The organism is Bifidobacterium sp. VU/mBH4 (B4) (assembly GCF_058199535.1).
Window position 1 is genome coordinate 629726 of sequence record NZ_JBVPQJ010000001.1, and the last position, 20934, is coordinate 650659.

12 protein-coding genes are annotated in these 20934 nt (G+C 63.6%); 6 read left to right on the forward strand and 6 right to left on the reverse strand.

Going from position 1 to position 20934, the window contains the following annotated elements; translation table 11 throughout:
• Positions 1-16 precede the first annotated feature (16 nt).
• Positions 17-1393, forward strand: coding sequence for an MFS transporter (locus AC0AII_RS02730; protein ID WP_490445999.1), 1377 nt, complete (start codon positions 17-19; stop codon positions 1391-1393).
• Positions 1394-1463: 70 nt separating this feature from the next.
• The gene (locus AC0AII_RS02735; RefSeq protein WP_490446000.1) at positions 1464-3701 is read left to right on the forward strand and encodes an exo-alpha-(1->6)-L-arabinopyranosidase; all 2238 of its coding nucleotides are present in this window, start codon (positions 1464-1466) and stop codon (positions 3699-3701) included.
• Positions 3702-3719: 18 nt separating this feature from the next.
• Here the strand turns inward: AC0AII_RS02735 and AC0AII_RS02740 are convergent, their stop codons facing one another.
• Positions 3720-5978: a hypothetical protein gene (locus AC0AII_RS02740; protein ID WP_490446001.1), complete on the reverse strand. Its 2259-nt coding sequence runs from the start codon at positions 5976-5978 to the stop codon at positions 3720-3722.
• Between the two features lie 50 nt (positions 5979-6028).
• Between AC0AII_RS02740 and AC0AII_RS02745 the strand changes: the two genes are divergently transcribed.
• The 3 genes from AC0AII_RS02745 to AC0AII_RS02755 all read left to right on the forward strand — a co-directional run bounded on the left by AC0AII_RS02745 (position 6029) and on the right by AC0AII_RS02755 (position 13280).
• Complete coding sequence (locus tag AC0AII_RS02745; protein ID WP_490446002.1) at positions 6029-9457, forward strand: tetratricopeptide repeat protein; 3429 nt, start codon at positions 6029-6031, stop codon at positions 9455-9457.
• Positions 9450-12014: an NAD-dependent DNA ligase LigA gene (gene ligA, locus AC0AII_RS02750; RefSeq protein WP_490446003.1), complete on the forward strand. Its 2565-nt coding sequence runs from the start codon at positions 9450-9452 to the stop codon at positions 12012-12014. The genes AC0AII_RS02745 and ligA overlap by 8 nt, the downstream gene beginning before the upstream one ends.
• 69 nt (positions 12015-12083) lie before the next feature.
• Positions 12084-13280, forward strand: coding sequence for an Mrp/NBP35 family ATP-binding protein (locus tag AC0AII_RS02755; RefSeq protein ID WP_490446004.1), 1197 nt, complete (start codon positions 12084-12086; stop codon positions 13278-13280).
• Between the two features lie 44 nt (positions 13281-13324).
• Here the strand turns inward: AC0AII_RS02755 and AC0AII_RS02760 are convergent, their stop codons facing one another.
• From AC0AII_RS02760 to AC0AII_RS02780, 5 genes are all read right to left on the reverse strand, one after another.
• Entirely contained in the window at positions 13325-14671 is a 1347-nt protein-coding gene (locus AC0AII_RS02760; RefSeq protein WP_490446005.1) for an MFS transporter, read from the reverse strand.
• A gap of 202 nt (positions 14672-14873) precedes the next feature.
• Complete coding sequence (gene glnA, locus AC0AII_RS02765) at positions 14874-16310, reverse strand: type I glutamate--ammonia ligase (RefSeq protein ID WP_101432564.1); 1437 nt, start codon at positions 16308-16310, stop codon at positions 14874-14876.
• A 143-nt stretch (positions 16311-16453) separates the two neighbouring features.
• Positions 16454-17188 carry a DUF4191 domain-containing protein gene (locus tag AC0AII_RS02770; RefSeq protein WP_490446006.1) on the reverse strand — a complete coding sequence of 245 codons (735 nt, stop codon included), beginning with the start codon at positions 17186-17188 and terminating at the stop codon, positions 16454-16456.
• Positions 17189-17236: 48 nt separating this feature from the next.
• Positions 17237-18724 (reverse strand): dihydrolipoyl dehydrogenase family protein, encoded by a 1488-nt coding sequence (locus AC0AII_RS02775; RefSeq protein WP_490446007.1) that lies wholly within the window; start codon positions 18722-18724, stop codon positions 17237-17239.
• A gap of 140 nt (positions 18725-18864) precedes the next feature.
• Positions 18865-19491 carry a DUF3043 domain-containing protein gene (locus AC0AII_RS02780; protein ID WP_101432561.1) on the reverse strand — a complete coding sequence of 209 codons (627 nt, stop codon included), beginning with the start codon at positions 19489-19491 and terminating at the stop codon, positions 18865-18867.
• Between the two features lie 66 nt (positions 19492-19557).
• Between AC0AII_RS02780 and AC0AII_RS02785 the strand changes: the two genes are divergently transcribed.
• A complete protein-coding gene (locus AC0AII_RS02785; RefSeq protein WP_490446008.1) occupies positions 19558-20934 on the forward strand; it encodes a dipeptidase in 1377 nt (458 codons plus the stop codon).

Here is a 20934-nt window from a genome sequence, read left to right on the forward strand (position 1 = left end):
CGAAGGAGCATTGATGATGGGGAACGGAAATAAGGATCGAAGGGGAGACTCGGCCGATGGGGTTGGCCCTCGAATCGGGGAGGACATCAAAGCCATGGCCTCTGCAGATGAGACCGGAGGTGCCGTCGCAGGCCAAGGCATGGATGCGAGCCTGGCTCCGGATACGGGCAGAAGGCTCAACAGCATGGAGAAGGTTCGTTTCGCCATCGGGTTCGCCCTGGTATCCCTGCTCTGGGCCGCGCCCTTTTCCATGGGTTCGGGGGTTCTTCTGCCTCAGATCTTCAATACCCTGCACGGGGTCAGCGCCGAAGCGGCCCTAGGGACGATGAATTCGATTGGCTGCGTATTCGCCTTGGTAGCCAACGTTGTTTTCGGCGCTCTCTCGGATATGTCCAGGTTCCGCGTCGGCAAGCGCACCCCCTGGATCGTGCTGGGCGGTATCGTAGGTGCCCTCGGTTTTCTGATGATCATCCAGTCGCATACCCTTTTCATGATCATCTTTGGCTGGTGCATCGTCCAGGTGGGCATCAACTGCCTGATAGCCCCGGCTGTGGCGGTCCTCTCAGACAGGATTCCCGAATCGACTAGGGGAACCTATTCGGCACTGTATGGGGCCAGCCAGGTGGTCGGCCAGCAACTGGGAAATATCATCGGCAGCTCGTTTCTGACCAACATTCGCACCGGCCTGGTAGTCGGCATGATCATCTTCCTCTTTTCGGGAATCCTCACCGTGCTGATCTGGCCCCGGGAGAAGTCGGCAGCCAACACAGTCGTGGAGCGCACCTGGGCTGATGTCGGCCGGTCCTTCATACCGCCCACCAAGAACAGCCGGGACTTCTACATGGCGCTTCTGGGCAGGTTCACTTTCATCGTCGGCTGTTACATGATCCAGGGCTACCAGCTCTACATTCTGCAGAAGTACTGCCATTTGAGCAATGACCAGGCTGCATCCACCCTCAAGGTCATGGCTCTGCTCTCGGTAATCACCACCATCCTGGCCGCTGTGGTCTCAGGCCCTCTCTCGGACTTCCTGCAGAAGCGGAAAGTGATTGTGGCCATCAGCTGTCTGATCATTGCTCTCGGTATGGTTTTCCCCTTCCTGATGCCGACCGCAACGGGCATGTACATTTATGCCACCCTGGCTGGAATCGGCAACGGCTGCTACATGTCAGTGGATCAGGCGTTGAATGTCGATGTGCTGCCGAATGCCAAGGAGGCCGGCAAGGACCTGGGCATCCTCAACCTGGCCAATACCATAGGTCAGGTGATCGCTCCCGGGTGCACCACCCTGGTCATCGGCATCTTTGGCGGCTACAGGATGATCTTCCCCGTCGCCATCGTCTGCCTGCTGGCGGGGACCATCTTTATCATGATGATCCGTAAGGTCAAGTGAGTCTGAAAACCTGTAATCCGGACCAGTGCTGAGCAGCGGCCCGGGCAATCGAATCCGAAAGGACACAGACATGACGGAAAAATCGCATACCAAAGCCGAGGATCTGGATCTGCAAGAGGAGGCCTCGCTGACCTCGGGATCCGACTCCTGGCACCTGCAGGGACTTCCCGACAAGGGCTATGAAGGCTATATGATCACCGACGGCCCTTATGGCCTGCGCAAGGCCACAGGCTCCGACGTCTACGGCTCGGTCCCGGCCACCTGCTTCCCTCCGACCGCCGGACTGGCCTCCTCCTGGGATCCTGATCTGACCTACCAGGTGGGCCAGGCCATGGGCGAAGAGTGCATCCAGGAGAAGGTGGCCGTGATTCTGGGCCCCGGCATCAACATCAAGCGCAGCCCGCTGGGCGGCCGCAACTTCGAGTTTTACTCGGAGGACCCGGTCCTGGCAGGCCACCAGGCCGCAGGCATGGTCGAAGGGGTCCAGTCCAAGGGAGTCGGAACCTCTCTGAAGCATTTTGCAGCCAACAACCAGGAGACCGACCGGCTCAGGGTCAGCTCTGACGTCGACGCACGCACCCTGCGCGAGATCTACCTGCCGGCCTTCGAATACGTGGTCAGGAAGGCCAAGCCCTGGACCATCATGTGCGCCTACAACAAGATCAACGGGGTCTTCAGCTCGGAGAACCGTTGGCTGCTGACGGACGTGCTGCGCGGCGAGTGGGGCTACCAGGGCATGGTCATGTCGGACTGGGGCGCTGTCCACAACAGGGTCAATGCCCTGCAGGCCGGGCTCAACCTGGAGATGCCGCCCTCCCGCACCGACGACCAGGTGGTTCAGGCCGTGCAGGCTGGCAATTTGGACAAGGAACAGCTGGACCGGATGGCCCAGGGGATCCTGGACCTGATCGACAAGGCCCGTCCGGCCATGTCCCAGCAGGGGTATCGCTACGACGTCCAGGAGCACAACAACGTGGCCCGTCGCGCGGCCCAGGAGTCCATCGTGCTGCTGCGCAACGAGGATCGGATCCTGCCGCTTGATCCGAAGAAGAAGGTCGCTGTCATCGGCGAATTCGCCCGGACTCCGCGCTACCAGGGCGGTGGTTCCTCGCACATCACACCCACCGAGGTCTCTTCGGCGCTGGATGGTTTCAAAGAGGCAGGCATGAATGTGGACTTCGCGCCCGGGTTCACGCTGGATGAGAAGGAGCAGGATCCCGCCCTGACCCAGCAGGCGCTTGAGGTTGCGCGCGGAGCCGATGCCGTGGTGCTCTTCCTGGGATTGCCTGAATACGCCGAGTCCGAGGGCTTCGACCGCACCAGCATGGATCTTCCTGACAAGCAGGTGGCTCTGCTCAAGGCTGTCTCCGAGGTCAACGACCGGGTGGTCGCCGTCCTCTCCAATGGAGCCGTGGTGACAGTTGCCGACTGGATGGACAAGACCAAGGGTCTGCTGGAGACCTGGCTGCTGGGCCAGGAGGGAGGACGCGCCGTGGTGGATGTGCTGACCGGCGCCGCCAATCCCTCGGGACATCTGCCTGAAACCATTCCGGTCCGGCTGGAGGACAACCCCACCATCACCTCCTTCCCCGGCGAGGAGGGTCACTCCCGCTATGGCGAGGGCGTCTACGTGGGCTACCGCTACTACGACACCTTCCAGCGTCCGGTGGCCTTCCCCTTCGGGTTCGGGCTGTCCTATGCCGACTTTGACCTGGATCAGGTTGCGGTGACCAAGACCGGAGCCAACTCGGCTCGGGTGGAGGTGACGGTGACCAACACCTCGCAGGTGGACGGCGCTCAGACCGTGCAGGTCTATGTGGCCCCCTGCGCCAGCCGGGTGAACCGGCCCTGCCATGAGCTCAAGGCCTTCGCCAAGGTCTTCCTGAAGGCCGGGCAGTTCTGCCGAGTGAGCATGGACCTGACTGAACGCGACTTCGCCTACTGGTCCACAGCCATGGATACCTGGCACGTGGAGGCGGGCACCTACCGTATCCAGGTGGGTACCTCCAGCCGCGATCTGGTTGCGGAGCATGACCTGCAGGTGGACGGCGACGGCAGGTTCATTCCGTTGAATGCCGAATCGACCATGGCCGAGTGGCGTGAGAATTCGATCGGCGGGCCCATCCTGCGTGACCGTGTCGAGCAGGATGGCATACCGCTGCCCGACGATCCCAATACGGCCCAGCTTTTCGACACCATGCCTCTGGCCTCGGTCATCACCCTGTCGGGCGGCGATGGCAATGGCATCGTGGCTGACATGGTCGACCGGTATAACCAGGCCCTCAAGCAACAGGGTCTGGACTCCTGACACCGAGGTCGGCTGGGCTCAGGGTCCTAGGAACCAGACGGCCACGTTCATGGCCTGGCTGGAGTCGAAGTGCTCCAGCAGGACCATGGCGTTGACAAATGTCAGGATCAGACCAGCCAGGCAGGCCAGTGTCAGCAGGCTCATGACGGCCGCTCCCGCAGTGGAGCGGCCGTCTTCGTATATTGAGGATGCTGCGGCCATGACCACCACGGCGGCCAGGCAGATCAGCCAAGCGAAATCGATGGTATAGCGCACTGAGAATCCGCCAATATAGGAGTCCGCGGCCATGACCAGGACCGCCAGGGCCAGGGCCAGGCTCAAGGCGGGCATCCATCCCCGGCGCTGCAGATAGTTTCGCACTCGGGGCAGGGCGACAAGGGCCATCGCCAGCAAGAGTACCGGGGAGGTGACCAGGAGCCCGCCCAGGCCAGGTTCGGTGAAGTGCCAGATCCGCATGGGAGCCGGGGAGAATTGCAGGTAGGGGAAGATGGGCAGACTGGTCAACGGCTGCAACAAATAGTAGCCAAAGATCTGAAGCAGGCCCTGGGTGCCGGGATGATAGTTGGTCAGGTCCAGGACGGTCATTTGATACCGGTTGCCGAAGTCCAGCAGGGATCCGAATCGCCAACGGTTGTACCAGAGCAGGGGAGCGGCGACCAGGAGAACTGGCACGAGGCCGCAGACCAGCAGGGACAGCGCCCGCCCCCGGGACAGGCCGTCAGGATGGCTTCCACGCGTGAACAGGGTACTGAATACTGCCTGTATTTCCTGGGCGAACAGGGGTAGTGCCAGCAGACCGGCGGCCAGGAAGGTGGGTCGGCAACCCAGGGTGGCAGCCATTGACAGCGATCCCAAAAAGAGCCGGGTTCGGGACAGATGCCAGGAGTGGTCCCCGTCTTCTACGGTCCACATACGTGTTGACCGATGACTCGGATGTTCACCAGCGCCCGCAGACTGCTGCTGGACCCGTCTGGCCCCCATCCAGAGCCAGAGTCCGGTCATCACGGCCAGCAAGGAGGCATCGAAGGGAATCGTATAGAAATTGCGGCGACACCAGAGGTAGACCATGCCGGATCCTCCCAGCATGGTTATCAGGGCCATGCCGACCACGGCCAGGTTGACCCGAGGGAACCAGCGGGCCATCAGGCGGATGGTGGCCAGAGTCGTCATGATGGTGGCCGCCGCAACCAGCAGGGCTGCAGCCGAACTGGTGGGCAGGGCATAGCCGCCTGGATGCACCAGACCGGTGATCACTCGGTAGGGCAGGAAGAGCAGCAGCACCGGCAGGACACCAAAGTAGGAATACCAGTGGCCGCCCCGGTAGACGTAGTCCCAATATATGGGTTGCTGGTCCTGGGCCAGCAGTGCGTTGCGGGTGGCTATGTCATAGGGGTTGGCTGCCTTGGCCAGACCTGGCGCCTGGCCCAGATCCAGCCAGGGGCGTCCATGAAGAAGGGCCTGGGCCACATGATCGTACTGGTTGAAATCGTAGACGTAGGCATGCGGCTGGTGGTAGGCCATGGGGGTGAAGGTGGACAGATCATGTTGAATGTTCCAGCAGGACCAGGCTGCCAGTGGGGCCAGAATCAGGGCCAGGACCAGGCGCTGGCTCACCGAGCCCGTATTCAGCCGGGTCCGCCAGAGGATCGAGCCGGGCAGGTAGCCCAGGATCAGCGCCGCCAGACAGGCCAGCATCAGTATCCGTGCCAGGTTGAGATCCAGGGGGACTACCTTGGCCGGGGTCATCCCGGTCAGCTCCAGCCGGGATCCGGCGGGTTCCTGTATCCACAGGCGCAGGGACTGGATCCGGGCGCCGCTGGGTTTTCCGCGGATGCGCAGGTAGTTGCTGCGGGCCTGACCGGGGCAGACCAACCCTCGGGTGCCCTGGGTCCATCCCTTGCCGCCGGCCAGGCGCAGGTCCAGACGTACATGGATCTGCGACAGGAATGAACCCTCGATGTCTTCTGCCAGGTGGGCCTGAACAAAGGAGGCCCGTCCATCGGCAACAGGGACATCCATCCAGGCGCCAGCCGGATCGTTGATTTTCAGGCCCCCGCCTGGCAGAGGGGACAGCCCTGGTCCCAGCCGGCCTGGTGGGGAGTGGGCATCGCCCGTCGTCCGTGCCGGAGAGTTTGACCTGGAGCCCATCAGCGACTGCCAATGGGCCAGATTGAATACTCCCAGTTCGAGGATGAGCACAACAACAAGCGCTACCAGCAGCCGGATGGTCATGCCCCTGGCCGGGGTGGGTCGTCGCAGGGCTGGCAGAGTCATCACGGTTTTATTCTAACGGCGACATGTCGCGCTGGATTGGGAGAATCAAAAGTATGTCCAAGAACGCGAAGAAGTCCCGGGGGCTCGGGGATCTGTCCGGCCTGGGCCGTTCCATTCTTTCCGCACTGGAGGGATTGGTGGGCTCCTCTCGGCCGACCACAGGGGGTCGTGGGGATCGTCCCCTGGATTCTTCGGTGGCCGACATGGTCGATCTGATCAACCGGACGGGAGGCCATCCGGATGATCGGCAGATGCGCGAATTCCTGGCCTCTCACAGCCGTATTTTAGGTATTGCTGTCAAGCGCCGGCTTTTTCCCCGCCTGCAGGGCGTGCCCGAGGGGCTGACGCTGGGCTGGGTCCAGTGGCCCGATGCCCCAGGCCGGGGCTTCGCATTGGGGATCTTCACCGATCGCCGTCACTTTGCCCAGATCGCTCTGGCTGACGACCATGGCCGGGTTTTCATTGGCGAGCAGAGCCGGATGGATCTGCAGAACATGGAACCTGCCTTCCTGCTGGGCCGGGAGGAGGTGACCTTGGCCGACGGTCGTCGGCTGGGCCTTGATCCAGAACAGGGTTCGGGGCCGGTTCGAGCCCTGCAAGGTGCTGTAGTTGGTCGTGACGATGCCGGCCACCTGCGCTGGTTGGCCTCCTGGCTGCGGGCCAATGGCCGCTATTGCCTGGAGCAGCTCCGTCCCCTGCTGCCTCCGGAGATGCGTCTGGACCTGGAGTATCGGGATGCTGTGGCCATCGCCTTCTTCGCCGCCTACCTGCTGCCGCGCATCCAGGGGACCTTCACCGGGTTCGGCTCGGGCAACATCTTCTACCGGCTCAACCGGGAGGCACCGATGGGAGCCATCCGACGCAGCGTGGGCGACATGATCCAGGCACGCTCCCATGGGCAGCGGGTCTCCGGGCTGGAGGATCTGTTCGCCGACCTGATGCGTGAGGCCGGGGCCCTGTCGCCCGTCTCGGGTTTGGAGGCCGTTCACGGGGCGGAGCCCCTGCATCTGTATGCTTCCTCCTACTCCGGCGCTTACTTCCTGAGCTGGGATAACGGACTGGAGTTCACCGCCGCCTTGGCGGCCCTGCGCATCGAAGGCAATCTGAACAGGTTTGCCGCTGTCAGCGCCTGGCTGGAGCGCAATGCCCGCCTGGGGACGCTGCCCACCGAGGACTCGATCAACCGCGTCCAGGCTACCCGGCTGGACCAGGCCCTCTTGGACGATCCTGCCATTGTCGCCCTGCTGCGCCCAGGTGACTATCCGATTCGCTTCGACCCGCTGGAGGACGACGGGCGGACCGCCATCAACGCCATGGTCGACAAGGCCGCAGCCACCGCTGTCATGGTGCGTCAACAGGCTCCCCAGGCGCTGCCGGTGCGGGCGGACGGCCAGGGTCAGGAGCCCGTGCAATCCGAGTGGGTCTACCGGCAGACGCTGGCCATGCTCATGCGATCCCTGCGGCTGCCCTTCCGCTTTGATGTGGAGTTCAGGTCCAATCTGGCCCAGGGGCAGGTGGCCCTGGCCTTCACTGCGGCAGGGCGCACCATGATGCCCTCCAGCCGCTACGAGGACCAGTCACGGGCCTGGCGGGACCTGGACGAGGGCGAACGTTCCGCCATGAGCGCTGACTACAATTTGCGCGTCGGGCTGATGATGGCCGCCTTGGCCTTCGGAGCGGATCCAGCTGTGCGCGAGGTCAGCCTGCAGATCGACTCCATCGGCCTGGAAGAGGCTGTCGACCAGCAGAACTCGGCCATCAGGACCATGATGGGACAGGCTTTGGAGGCCTTTGAACGCATGCGTTCGGGTGAGGTGGCCCCCACTGGGTCCAAGGCTGATCCCAAGGATGGCGACGTACACGGTGATCCCACCAAGCCCATCGCCTCCCGGATGGCTCCTGAGCAAGGACAGGACGAAGAGGAAGACAAGGTCGAGGATCAGGGGGAAAAGGAATCCGTAGATCGTGAGTTCAAGGATCTCATGCAGGGCGTGGACCTTGACTCTGCAGCCTTTGCCCAGCCTTCATCAGCCAATGGATCCGATAAGGACGAGTCTGCCACCGATGGAGCCTCGAACGAGGATATCTCCAATGATGATGCCTCCGCAGACCAGACCGAGGACGACGCATCCCAGAATCCGCTGAGCGCCCTGCAGAGCAATCCGACCATCCGAACCCTGGTCTCGGTGGTCTTCAGCAGGGAACTCTTCCTCTCCCGCATCCGTTCACAGGGTCTGAAGGATCCACGTGCCATCTACCGCTTCTTCGACGCGGCCATGCAGGTGGATTCCCAGGGAGGGCTCAAGCCCACTGAGGCTGTGTTCGACATGCGCGACGACCACTTCAGCCCCCATGGCAGCCAGGAGGAGCCCGAGTTTTCCGAGGTGACCTTTGCCGACAAGTCAGCCCAGGCCATGGGCGCGCATAAGGCCGTGGATCTGTCCATCCAGCGGGCCGACCTGCTGCAGAGGGCTGTAGGCGGCTTCCATCAGCTGGCCTCTGACCGGACCATGACTTCGGCAGCCAAGGCCCAGGAGGCCACAGGCATCATCCAGAGCATCGGCGACCCGGAGCTGGAACAGCTGGCCCCTCAGGTTGCCAGCGCCATGATCGACGGCACCCCTGTTCCCGACTTTGACTTCTCCCTGTCCTCCCAGCTGGACAAGGAGCGCGTCAAAGCCCGCGATCTGCTCTTCTCCGGCGGCGCAGCCCAAGGCATACAGGTTGAGCAGGATGCCATCGCCCATATGGATGCCGTCTTTGCGGCCGAGGGCCAGGTGCCCCGCTACTTCAACTCCTACGCCGAGCGGGTGGTCTATAACCGCCTCTTCGCCACCCCGGGGGAGCGGACCCTGCTCATTCCTGACAACCTCTTCTACGCCCACCTTGAGATAGCCGACCTGCTGGCCCAGCTCAAGGAGGACCAGGCGGCCCTCAAGCATTTGAACGCCATGGTGGCCTATGCGCCCGCCTACCCGCTCTCCCACCTGAAGCTGGCAGTCATGCTGGCCAACCGGGAGGACTGGGATTCGGCCCGGGCTGCTACCTTGAACGCTCTGCGGGTGGCCCTGGATCGGGACGATGCCTCCTTCGCTTACTACCGTCTGGCCTATGCTTCATGGATGCGCGACGAGTTCGACGTGGCTGCTGCGGCTTATTTGATGAGCGAGCATATCAGTCCCGACCGAATACCGGCCCTCAAGAGCGAGTTGGCCGAGCTGCAGGCCAGGGCCCGCTCCCAGTGCGTGGTCCTGCCCGAAAACCACCGGCAGGCCCGTCGGGTGCTGGCCGAACATGGCCTGCCGGTCTGGCCTCATACCGAGGTGGCCTCGATAGTGCGCCAGGCCGCGCGCATCTGTGTGGACGGCGGGCTCTTCGTCCCGGCCCGGACCCTGTCAATGGCGGCCGCCAGGATGAACGACGACGATAATGAAGGTGTTGATGTGGTACAGGCACAGTTCATGAGGTCGCTCAATGCATGACAAAACAGCTCAGGAAGATAATCAGCAAACCAGTGATGAGGAGGGCAATGCCCAGTCCAGGCCCAGGCCGGGCACTGACCGATGGATAGCCTCCCTGCAGCCCGACGATGCCGATGCCATGCGGCTGGGGGAGCTGGATCTTGACTCCCTGGGAGCCCAACAGGCCCAGCGTCTCTGGTCCAGGCTGGCCGCCTGGGTGGAGTCCGACCAGGTCGCCTACTACATAGACGATGCTCCGGTCTCCTCCGACGCGGCCTACGATGCCAGGATGCGCTGCCTGCAGGAGCTGGAGTCCCGCTTTCCCAGCCTGGATACCCCCCAGTCGCCGACGCACCGGGTCGGAGGGACCTTCTCCAACGACTTCGCCTCGGTCCGCCACCCCTCCCAGATGCTCAGCCTGGATGATGTCTTCAGCGTCGCCGAGCTGCGCCAGTGGTATGAGGGGCTGCGCAACGAGCTCGACTGGCCAGAGGACAAGGCCCTGCTCATGACCAGCGAGGTCAAGATCGACGGCCTGGCCCTCAACCTCCTCTACCGCAACGGAGTGCTGGAACAGGGCCTGACCAGAGGGGACGGGGTGACCGGGGAGGATATCACCCTCAACGTCAGGACCATCCCAAGCATTCCGCAGAACCTGTCCGGGCCGGCCCGTGACATCCCCGAGTTCGTGGAGGTCCGCGGCGAGGTCTTCATGCGGTTCGACGACTTCAACGCGCTGAACGAGCAGCAGGAGCAGGAGGGCAAGGCGCCCTTTGCCAACCCCCGCAACGCCGCCGCCGGGTCTCTTCGGCAGAAGGACCCGCGCATTACAGCCAGCCGTCGTCTGAGCTTCTACGCCCATGGCCTGGGCTCCCTGAGGTGGGGCCCGGCCCATCCCAGGGGGACCCACGACGAGGTCATCGACCAGTCCCAGGCCTACGACCTTTACAAGCAGTGGGGGATTCCTGTTTCCCCCCACAACCGGGTCGTCACCTCCTTCGACCAGATCCTGGACATGATCGACTATTATGGCCAGCACCGCAATGACATCGAGCATGCCCTGGACGGCATCGTCGTCAAGCTTCAGGACCGGGATCTTCAACGCAGGCTGGGTGCCACCTCACGCGCCCCCCGCTGGGCCGTGGCCTACAAGTATCCGCCGGAGGAGGTCAATACCCGGCTTCTGGACATCACTGTCCAGGTGGGCCGGACCGGGCGAATCACCCCGGTGGCTGTGCTCACCCCGGTCACCGTGGCTGGGTCCACGGTCTCCAGGACCACCCTCCACAACGCCTCTGAGGTCAAGCGCAAGGGCATTCTGATCGGGGACACGGTCGTGGTCCGCAAGGCGGGCGATGTGATCCCCGAGCTGGTCGGACCGGTCGTCGAGGCCAGGAAGGGGCGCGAGAAGGAGCTGAGGCCCTTCGTCATGCCCGAGACCTGCCCCAGCTGTGGCGCCCGTCTGGCTCCGGCCAAGGAGGGCGACGTGGACATCCGCTGCCCCAACGTGGAGTCCTGCCCGGCCCAGCTGACCGAGCGGATCATCCATATGGCCTCGCGAAAGGCCCTGGACATCGAGCATCTGGGGGAGCAGAGCGCCATAGCCCTGACCAACCCCGATGAGAACCGGCCTGATTCCGTTGAGGTCTACGCCCCCGGCCTGCGTGAGGTCCTGGTCGACCAGGGCGGCCAGGCAGCCCCCTACCAGCCGGACCCGGACCTGAAGCTTCCGCCACGTCAGGATCCGGTCCTGACCAGCGAGGCAGGCCTCTTCGACCTGAAGGTGGAGGATCTGCGTCAGGTCTATGTCTGGCGTGAGGTTCCTCTGATGGAGCAGGTGGAGGTCGAAGGCCGGCAGGGGCGTGCCACAACCAAGCGCAGGACTGGCGGCAGCGGCCTCTGGTACCGGGTGCCGGCCTTCTATAACCAGGGCGAGCGGGCCATGAACAGTCATGAGACCCAGATCCAGGAGGCCGCACTGGACAGTGCCGATGCCCAACCCTCCAGGAACACCCTGCAGATGCTTGAAGAAATCGACAAGGCCAAGCATGCCGACCTATGGAGGGTCCTGGTGGCCCTGTCCATCCGGCACCTGGGACCGACCTCGGCCCGGGCCATCGCCACCCGATTCCCCTCGCTCAAGGCCGTGGAGGAGGCCAGCGTAGAGGACCTGTCCGAGCTGGACGGGGTGGGCCCCGAGATTGCGCACTCCATCCACGACTGGTTCCAGGGCGCCCGACAGCCCGGTGACTGGCGCGGACGCATCCTGGATGCCTGGCAGGCCGCAGGGGTGGGCGCTCACGTCGAACGCAGCACCAAGCCGCAGACCCTGAAAGGCATGACCGTGGTGGTCACCGGCAGTCTGGAGGACTTCTCAAGGGACTCCGCCAAGGAGGCCATCGTGGAGCGCGGCGGCAAGGCTTCTGGGTCTGTCAGCAAGAAGACCACCTATGTGGTGGTCGGTGCCAACCCGGGATCCAAGGCCGACAAGGCTGAGAGCCTGGGCCTGCCCATCCTGGACGAGGCGGCTTTCCACCGTCTGCTTGACACCGGCGACCCAAGCCCGGCCCAAGGCTGATTGTGACATTCGCAATATCCGACCAGCCGCGCCCTGGCAGCCGATGGCTGGGCGCGATATGGTGACGGCATGGAACAAGTAGAGCATCGCAAGGAAGGGACCCGGGATCTGGAGGAGCTGCCTCGAAGAATCAAGGGGGAGGTCTATGAGCGGCTCAGCAGGGTCATCGATCCAGAGCTGGGGCGGTCCATCACCGATCTGGGCATGATCACCGACATCATTGTCGAGCCGGCCAGGGATGCCCAGGCCGACTATGAGGTGACCGTGAGGGTCGAGCTGACCATCAAGGGATGCCCGCTGTCGACCACCATCACCAACCAGATCAATGGAACCGTGACCTCCTACCCGCGAGCCCGGCTGCGCCCGCATATCGATGTCTCCTCCATGAGCCGGGAGAAGCTGGACAACCTGGTGGCCGACCTCAAGGCCGCCCGGCGCAGCAACCCATTCTCCAAACCGGGCGTGGGCACCCGCATCTTTGCCATCGCCTCGGGCAAGGGGGGCGTGGGCAAGTCCTCGGTGACCGTCAACCTGGCGGCCACGCTGGCTGCCCTGGGCTATGACACGGCCGCCATTGACGCGGACATCTATGGATTCTCCCTGCCTGGGCTCTTCGGCGTACACAGCCGGCCCACCAATCTGCACGGCATGCTGATGCCGGTCACCGCCTGGGGGGTCAAGCTGATCTCCATCGGCATGTTCGCTGGGTCGGACCGGGCCATCCTCTGGAGGGGGCCGCGCCTGCAGCGCTCGCTGGAACAGTTCCTCTCCGATGTCTGGTGGGGGGACCCCGACGTGCTCCTGCTGGATCTGGCTCCTGGCACCGGGGACATGGCCCTCTCGGTGGCCCAGGCCCTGCCCAACAGCCGGCTGATTGTGGTGACCACCCCCCAGCCATCGGCCTCGCAGGTGGCCGTGCGTTCAGGGCTGGTGGCCCTGCAGCTGCCCACCAAGGTCCAGGGTGTAATCGAAAACATGTCCTGGTACGAGCACAATGGCGAGCGGCTGCGCATTTTCGGCCAGGGAGGCGGCCAGCGGGTGGCTGACCAGCTGACCCGGGATCTGGGATACCAAGTGCCCCTGCTGGAACAGCTGCCCCTGCAGACTGACCTGCGCGAGTCGGGGGAGTCCGGTCGGCCGGCCGTGCTCAGACCGGATGGCTCCCTGGATGATTCGCCGCTGACCAAACGGTTTGTGGACCTGGCCAAGACCCTGATGGCGGGTTCGGAGCCTGGCGATGCCCATCGGGCAGCTGACGAAGGCTGACTCTAAGACAAAGTTGTCAGTCAGGTGCCATGCCTTGGCCGGGATTAGACGGCGGCCGGGCTCTGCTGGCTGGTGTTCTGCCGCGAGGGGATGGCCAGGAACCAGGGGACTGCCAGCACGACCAGGCCGATGGCGCACATGGCCAGGAAGGGAATGACCTCATGTCCGGCCAGGATGTAGGAGGCGAACATGGGTCCCACGATGTAGCCCAGGGAGGCGGCCGTGTTGAGCAGGCCGAACATGCGCCCGCTAAAGGAGGGCCCGGCCAGTTCGGCGGCCACAACCGGCTGGGAGATGCCCATCATGACCTCGCCCAGCCCGAAGATGGTGATGCCCAGGGAGGCCACGCTCAGGGCGCCGGGGGTGGAATCCAGGCGCAGGCCCAGGACGATGATCACCCAGGCCGCAGCCCAGAAGACCGGCACGGTGCGCAGCAGGCGCACATGGTTGGCGTCCTTGAGCCTGGGCAGCAGCACGATGTTCATGATGACCACCGAAAAGGTATTGACCACGTCGACCACTGACAGGGACCAGCGGGGAATGTGCGGATCCGAGATCAGGGTGGTGACCAAGCCGGCATCGAACTGGGAATAGCCGAACAGATCCATGAAGAAGGTGCCCAAGGTCAGCAGGGCCATTGAGGCCAGCACCCTGGTCAGGGAGCTGGTGCGTCCGCCGAAGGTGCCGTTGACGGCCATGCTTGCTGTGCCGTCTTTCTGGCTGGCTTTCAGGGCTTGGGTTGCCCCTGCGGATTCCTGGACGACCTCCCGCTCTGCCTGGGCCTTGAGCTCAGCTGTCAGGCGGCGCAGCTGCCAGTGTCGTTCGATGACCAGCAGGGACAGGCTAAGCAAGGCGAATCCCAGTGCCCTGCCGCCGAAGCCAATCCGATAGAGGAAGTCCTGACCTCCCGCAGCCAGCAGGCCGCCCACGGCTGCACCGAGGCCTATGCCCAGGTTGAGCTCGGCCTGATTGATTCCATAGACAACCCGATGCTGCTCCCTGGTGGAGATCTGTGTCAGAATACTGGCCCAGGAGGTCTGCATGCCCATCCCCAAGCCTGAGACGAAGGCTCCCGCCACTGCTGCCCGGTAGTCGTGGGCCACGGTGAAGATCAGGGGGCCGATGACCGAGAAGATCATGGCCGTATGCATAGCCAGCCAGGAGGAGCGCCGGTCTGAGACCCAGCCGATGATGGGGTTGGAGATCAGGGACCCTGCTGAACTGATGGTCACCAGGAGGGCGGCCTCGCTCATGGTGGCACCCAGGGAATGGGTGGCGAAGAGCAGCTCGATGGGCATGACCAGGCCGATGCCGAAGTTGCACATGAGGTCCACGATGAGCATGGCTCGCAGATAGACGGGCAACTCCATGAATTCGCGCAGCCAGCGCATCGGTCTCCACCTCCATCGGATCCGTTTTTCAAACCTCTCCTCATTCTGGCCTGACCGCCTGCCGGGATGCCGGTGCTGGCGTGTTGCCGTCAATGGGTGGATGCCGATAGTCCTGACGACGCAAAGAGGCCCGACCCTTCTGCAGGAAGGATCGGGCCACATGTGACCTGGCCGGTCAGCCAGCCTCAGTCATCAGGCGAACTCAGATGTGGAAGTAGAGCTCATACTCCAGGGGGGTGGGGGCCAGACGGGTCTGGTCCAGTTCACCGCGCTTCAAGTCCAGCCAGGTCTGGATCAGATCGTCGGTGAAGACGTCGCCCTCGCTCAGGAAGTCGTGATCCTCCTCCAAGGCGTTCAGGGCCTCCTCCAGGGAGCCGGGCACCTGCTTGATCTGGGCGTGCTCCTCCGGGGGCAGCTCATAGAGATCCTTGTCGATAGGGGCCGGGGGCTCGGTGTGGTTGAGAATGCCGTCCAGTCCTGCCATCAGCTGGGCCGAGAAGGCCAGGAAGGGGTTGCAGGAGGGGTCGGGGGCACGGAACTCGATCCGCTTGGCAGCTGGTGAGGTGCCGGCCAAGGGGATGCGGATGGCCGCCGAACGGTTCCGGGCGGAGTAGACCAGGTTGACCGGGGCCTCGTAGCCGGGCACCAGCCGCTTGTAGGAGTTGGTGGAGGGGTTGGTGAAGGCCAGAACAGACGAGGCATGCTCGATCAGGCCGCCCACATACCAGCGGGCGATGTCGGAGAGTCCGCCGTAGCCGTTCTCGTCGTAGAAGAGGGGCTTGCCATCCTTCCAGAGGGACTGGTGGCAGTGCATGCCGGTCCCGTTGTCCCCGGCAATGGGCTTGGGCATGAAGGTGGCCGCCTTGCCGGCCAGGGCGGCGGTCTCGTGGACCACGTACTTGTACTTCATCAGGTCGTCGCCTGCATGCAGCAGGGTGTTGAAGCGGTAGTTGATCTCCTGCTGGCCGGCGCCGCCCACCTCGTGATGGGAGCGTTCCAGAATCAGGCCCACCTTCTGCAGGTTGGCCACCATGTCGTCGCGCAGATCCTGGTAGTGGTCGATGGGCGGTACCGGGAAGTAGCCCTTCTTGACCCGGTTCTTGAAGCCGATGTTGTCGGAGCCGTCCTCCTCGACGTCGACGCCCGAGTTCCAAGGAGCCTCGATGGAGTCGACCTCGTAGAAGGAGCGCTGCATGCTGTTCTCGAAGCGGACCTTGTCGAAGATGAAGAACTCGGCCTCGGGAGCGAAGGAGGCCGTGTCGGCGATGCCGGTGGAGCGCAGGTAGGCCTCCGCCTTGGCGGCAATCTGCCGGGGGTCGCGCGAGTAGGGCTCATCGGTCACCGGGTCAACAATGGAGAAGGCCACATTCAGGGTGCGATGGCGGCGGAAGGGATCCAGGTAAGCAGTCTCTGGATCGGGAATCAGCTTCATATCCGATTCGTTGATGGCTTGGAAGCCTTGGACGGAGGAGCCGTCGAAGGCCATGCCGTCCGTGAAGGCGTCCTTGAGGAATTCGCTGGCGGGCACGGTGAAGTGCTGCTGGACCCCGATCAGGTCCGTGAACCTGACTGAGACATATTCCACGCCCTCCTGGTTGATCAGAGCTTCGCAATCGGCCTTTGACTTCAGTTCTCTCACTGAACTGCTCCTTTCGTGGAAACCGTAACGGTCACCCAGTCTAGGGGACCGGTTTTTTCGGCAATGCGCCGCTGAGGTTACGGGGGTGTTTCATGCGAAGGTCCCGGCGCCTTCCTGGTGGAAGATGCCGGGACCTTGAAACATCAGCGCCCGCGCATGGCCTTGCGGCTGACGTGTATCTTGGTCGGATCGATGCCCTTGGGCATCCCCAAGGCGCTCTGCCGCTTTTGCAGGGTGACCAGCCGGTCGTTCAGGGTCTCCAGCTCGGTGGCGGTCAGCTTGACTTTCTTCTTGATCACGGTCCGCTGAAGTTTGCTGAGCGGAACCTGATCAGGTCCGTGGCCCACGCTGATCCGGTAGATAGGGATGGCTGACCCACGGGTGATGCGGCGGATCTTTTCCTCCTCGCGGTTCATGGCCTTGTTGACGCGGTTGTAGTCGCCCTCGGCTATCAGGTAGACCCCGGTGCGGCCGGTGCCTCTCCAGACGGCATCTTTGGTTTTAGCATCGATCCAGACGGGTTCCTGGGGGAAGGAGAAGCCTGCCTTGGAGATGCTGCTCAGCACAGCGGCGGCAGCGCCTGGACGGCCCTCCATCTTGGCGTAGCCGACCCTGTCTGAGCGCCTGGTCAGGGTCATGGTAGCCAGGAGCAGGCCGACCATGATGCCCAGAAGCACGGTCAGGATCCAGGACAGCCAGCTGAAGTGGGCCAGCAGGCAGATCACCACCGCTATCAGTGTGGGCACCAGAATGGCCGCAGTCAGCAGCCAGGGAAGCGCCTTGTCCTCTGCGTAAGTGAATTGGTAGATCTTGACGATCTGACTGATCGTGCTGTTCTTCTTTTTTGCTTTTTTGCCCTTGGTGTCCTCTGTAGCCATGCCATCCTCACTCGGAAACGTTCACTGGTTGACCAGTCTACCGCATGCCTAACGCATGTTCAGGGGTCTGCCGTCAGCCTTGAGCAGGGCCTCTCCAATGGCTTCCGAGAAGGTGGGATGGGGGTGGATGAGCCCGGCCGCCCGGTGCAGGGGGATCTGGTTGCCCACCAGCTGCTGGGCCTCGGCAATATTCTCAGAGGCCTGTGGGGAGACCATCTCCAGACCGACGACTATCTGATTTTCCAGATCGGTGGCTTGGCAGGCGGTGATCAGACTGAGGGTGCCCTGCAGGCCGCTCATGCGCATGCGCGAGTTGGCCATCATGGGGTAGATGGTTTCCTTGACCTGGTTCAGTGATGGATCGTCCTCGGCCTCCTGGCGGCTGAAGCCCACTGCTGCGGCCTGTGGGGAGGAGAAGACCACGCGGGGGATGGTGGCCTCGTTGACCGGTTCAGGATCCAGGCCAGAGGCGGCATCGGCCAGGGTGATGCCCTGCTGGAAGGCCCTGTGAGCCAGATGGTGACCCGGGGTGATGTCGCCCAAGGCCCAAACCCGGTCACGGCTGGTGCGCCCCTGGGAGTCGGTCAGGACCTGGCCTTGCTCGTCCAGGTCGATGCCCAGCTCCTTCATATGCTTGGGGTCGGTATTGGGGTCCCTGCCGATGGCCACCAGGACCAGATCAGTCTCGATCGATCCCGCCTGGCCCTTGTCGTCGGCCGGCTGGTAGTCGACCTGAATGCCCCCATCCGCGGGCAGACGGTGCCCCCCCGAGCAGCGGGCGTGGGTAATGATCTGAATGCCCTGGCGTTCCAGCTCACGGGTCATGATCTGGCCGGTCCGCCGACCCCAGTGGGAGAGCACCCGGTCTCGCCTGACCATCAGGGTCACCTGGCAACCGGCTTGATTCCAAATGGTGGCGAATTCCAGGGCCACCGCACCTGAGCCGATAATCAGGGCCCGGCGAGGGAAGGGCTTGAGGGTCAGCGCCCGGTCGGTGTCGATGACCAGATCATCGAAGGGGAGTTCCTCCAAGGGCCTGGCGTGGGATCCGGTGGCCAGGATGGTATCGCAGGTGGTCAGCCTGGTTCGATGGCCATCTTCGTCGGTCACCTCCACCAGGCCGTCGCCGACGATGGTGCCGTGGCCGTGCACCACGGTGATGCCACGCTGCTTCAGCAGGCTGGACAGGCCGCCGGTCATGGCGTCCACCATGCGGTCCTGATAATCCTGGAGCTTCTGGTAGTCGATGTTGGTCGACTCGACATTGATGCCCATGGCGGCCCCAAGGCTGGCCTGTTCGAGAACCTGGGTGGCGGTCAGCAAGGCCTTGGTGGGGATGCATCCCCGGTTCAGGCAGACGCCGCCAACCACAGGGTCCTGCTCGACCAGGGCCACCCGTCCGCCCAGCTCTGCCGTGCGCAGGGCCGTGGCATAGCCGCCTGGGCCGGATCCGATAATGATGGTGTCGTACTGGCGGCTGTTGGCATCCCACGGGTCAAGAGACTCTGTGCCGGCTTGGTTGATCGATTGCTGCATAACAATCCATGCTAGCCGTACCGGCTGGGAGAATGAAGAGCATTCGCACAATGTGGAGTGAGTGCAAAGACCGCCCGGAACCCCAAGGGCACCGGGCGGCGCGGCTATTCCATCATTCGGTCGGTCAGGACCATTGGCTGTCAGTCGGGCCAGTGCCCGCGCTTGCTCTGATTGGGCTTGGGAACCCGCCACCGCCGGACCATCATGGCCCGTTGCCAGGCGTAGGAGGCCGAACGCGAACCCTTGGCCACCGAGCGCTCGCCGAACTTGTCGATCAGCAGGCGCTTGAGTTTGCGCCACATCAGCCAGGTATCGATCAGGGCAATGATCAGGTAGCCATAGAGCAGGACGGTCACCACCATGGTGAAGGTGGCATAATGCTGAGGGCCCACGAACATGCCCAGCAGTGTGGCGACGAACATTAGGATGATGGCCGGGAATATCCATTCCAGCAGATTGAAGCGGGCATCCACATAGTTACGGATGTAGATCCTCCAGGGCAGGCGCTCCGACTTGGGCATGTGATCGAGGTCGCCGGTCCGCATAGCCTCATACTGGGCATCCTCACGGGCGCGGATCCGGGCCTTGGCGGCCTTGCGAGAAGCCTTGCGGTCCTTGGGGACCAGCGGACGCAGGTTGCGGGCCTCGGCCTGCTTGCGCTTGGGTGTGGGGCGTCCCTTGCCTCGTGCCTCTTCAGTGGAGGCCGTCTGGTCCGCCTCCGCCTCTGTGTCCCGTCGATCCTTGCGTGAGAAGGGGTTCCATGTCATGCGAACAGGTTACGGTGACGCCTAGACTCGCAAGCATTGATTCGCAAGCAATCACAGGAGGTAACGATGGCGGAGCTGGGCCTGGAGACGATCCGCACACGTGTGCAGGACGATAGGAGCCGGATCGTTGATCTGCTCAAGGACAAGATCGCCCTGGCTTCGGTTTCGGCCAAGGGGATCACCGGGGATCACATGCGGCGATCGGCCGACTATGTGGCCGGGCAACTGCGGCAGGTGGGTGTAGATGCCCGGGTGGTCCAGGCGACCAATCCTGACGGGACCCCGGGCGCCTTCGAGGTGATCGGATCCCGGCAGGTGGATGACAAGGCCCCGACCGTCCTGCTCTACGCTCATCACGATGTGCAGCCGGTGCCCGATCCCTCCCAGTGGTCCACTGACCCCTTTGCCGGCGTGGAAAAGGAGGGACGGCTCTACGGACGCGGATCGGCCGACGACGGCGGCGGCATCGCCATCCACTCGGGTGCCCTGCACGCCCTGGGCAAGGACCTGCGCGTCAACGTCAAGGTCTTCATCGAAGGGGAGGAGGAGATGGGCTCGCGCAGCTTCATCCCCTTCCTCCAGGCTCATCGGGACGATTTCGCCTCGGATCTGATCATCGTGGCCGACTCGGGCAACTGGTCGGCGGACACCCCCAGCCTGACCACCTCCCTGCGAGGGAATGCGGACCTGGATGTCACGGTCACAGTCCTTGAGCATCCGGTCCATTCCGGGCAGTTCGGCGGGCCCATCCTGGATGCCAACACCCTGTCCGCCATGCTGATCGCCTCCATGTATGACGACCAGGGTCAGCTGGCGGTGCCCGGCCTGGAGGGCGGACAGCCCATAGGCGGCCTGCAGCGTGACCTGGACCAGGCCCAGCTGCGTGCGGATGCCGGCGTGGTGGACTCCTACCGGCTGGCCGGAACCGACTCTTTGGCCTCCCGGCTCTGGACCAAGCCTGCAGCGGCGGTGATCGGCTTCGATGCCCACCCGGTGGAGGGCTCCTTCAACGTGCTGGCTGATACGACCCGCTTCCGCATTTCCCTGCGCACTGCGCCCACCCAGCGCCCTGAGCAGGCCGCGCAGGCCTTGGCTGATTTTTTGATCGCCCATGCTCCTCAGGGGGCCAGGGTGGAGGTCACGCCCGGCGACATGGGCATGGGATGGGCCATGGATGCCGGCAGCCCGGTGGTCCGGCAGGCCGAGGAGGCCATGCGGCAGGCCTTCGGACGGGACCCGGTCAACAAGGGCGAGGGCGGATCCATCCCCTTCATCCCCGAACTCAAGCGGCTCTTCCCTGAGGCCCAGGTCCTGGTGACCGGCCCAGAGGATCCCCAGTCCAACGCCCACAGCCCGAACGAGTCCATCTCCCTGCAGGGGCTGGTCGACAACATCATCACCGAGGCCCTGCTGCTGGATTCCCTTGACCATCGTATGTTCTAA

Excerpts from the sequence above, each read along its gene's own strand:
- AC0AII_RS02730 (WP_490445999.1), top strand. The coding sequence starts at position 17 with ATGGGGAACGGAAATAAGGATCGAAGGGGAGACTCGGCCGATGGGGTT.
- ligA (WP_490446003.1), top strand. The coding sequence starts at position 9,450 with ATGCATGACAAAACAGCTCAGGAAGATAATCAGCAAACCAGTGATGAG.
- AC0AII_RS02785 (WP_490446008.1), top strand. The coding sequence starts at position 19,558 with ATGGCGGAGCTGGGCCTGGAGACGATCCGCACACGTGTGCAGGACGAT.
- AC0AII_RS02780 (WP_101432561.1), bottom strand. The coding sequence starts at position 19,491 with ATGACATGGAACCCCTTCTCACGCAAGGATCGACGGGACACAGAGGCG.
- AC0AII_RS02770 (WP_490446006.1), bottom strand. The coding sequence starts at position 17,188 with ATGGCTACAGAGGACACCAAGGGCAAAAAAGCAAAAAAGAAGAACAGC.
- AC0AII_RS02735 (WP_490446000.1), top strand. The coding sequence starts at position 1,464 with ATGACGGAAAAATCGCATACCAAAGCCGAGGATCTGGATCTGCAAGAG.
- AC0AII_RS02755 (WP_490446004.1), top strand. The coding sequence starts at position 12,084 with ATGGAACAAGTAGAGCATCGCAAGGAAGGGACCCGGGATCTGGAGGAG.
- AC0AII_RS02745 (WP_490446002.1), top strand. The coding sequence starts at position 6,029 with ATGTCCAAGAACGCGAAGAAGTCCCGGGGGCTCGGGGATCTGTCCGGC.
- AC0AII_RS02760 (WP_490446005.1), bottom strand. The coding sequence starts at position 14,671 with ATGCGCTGGCTGCGCGAATTCATGGAGTTGCCCGTCTATCTGCGAGCC.
- AC0AII_RS02775 (WP_490446007.1), bottom strand. The coding sequence starts at position 18,724 with ATGCAGCAATCGATCAACCAAGCCGGCACAGAGTCTCTTGACCCGTGG.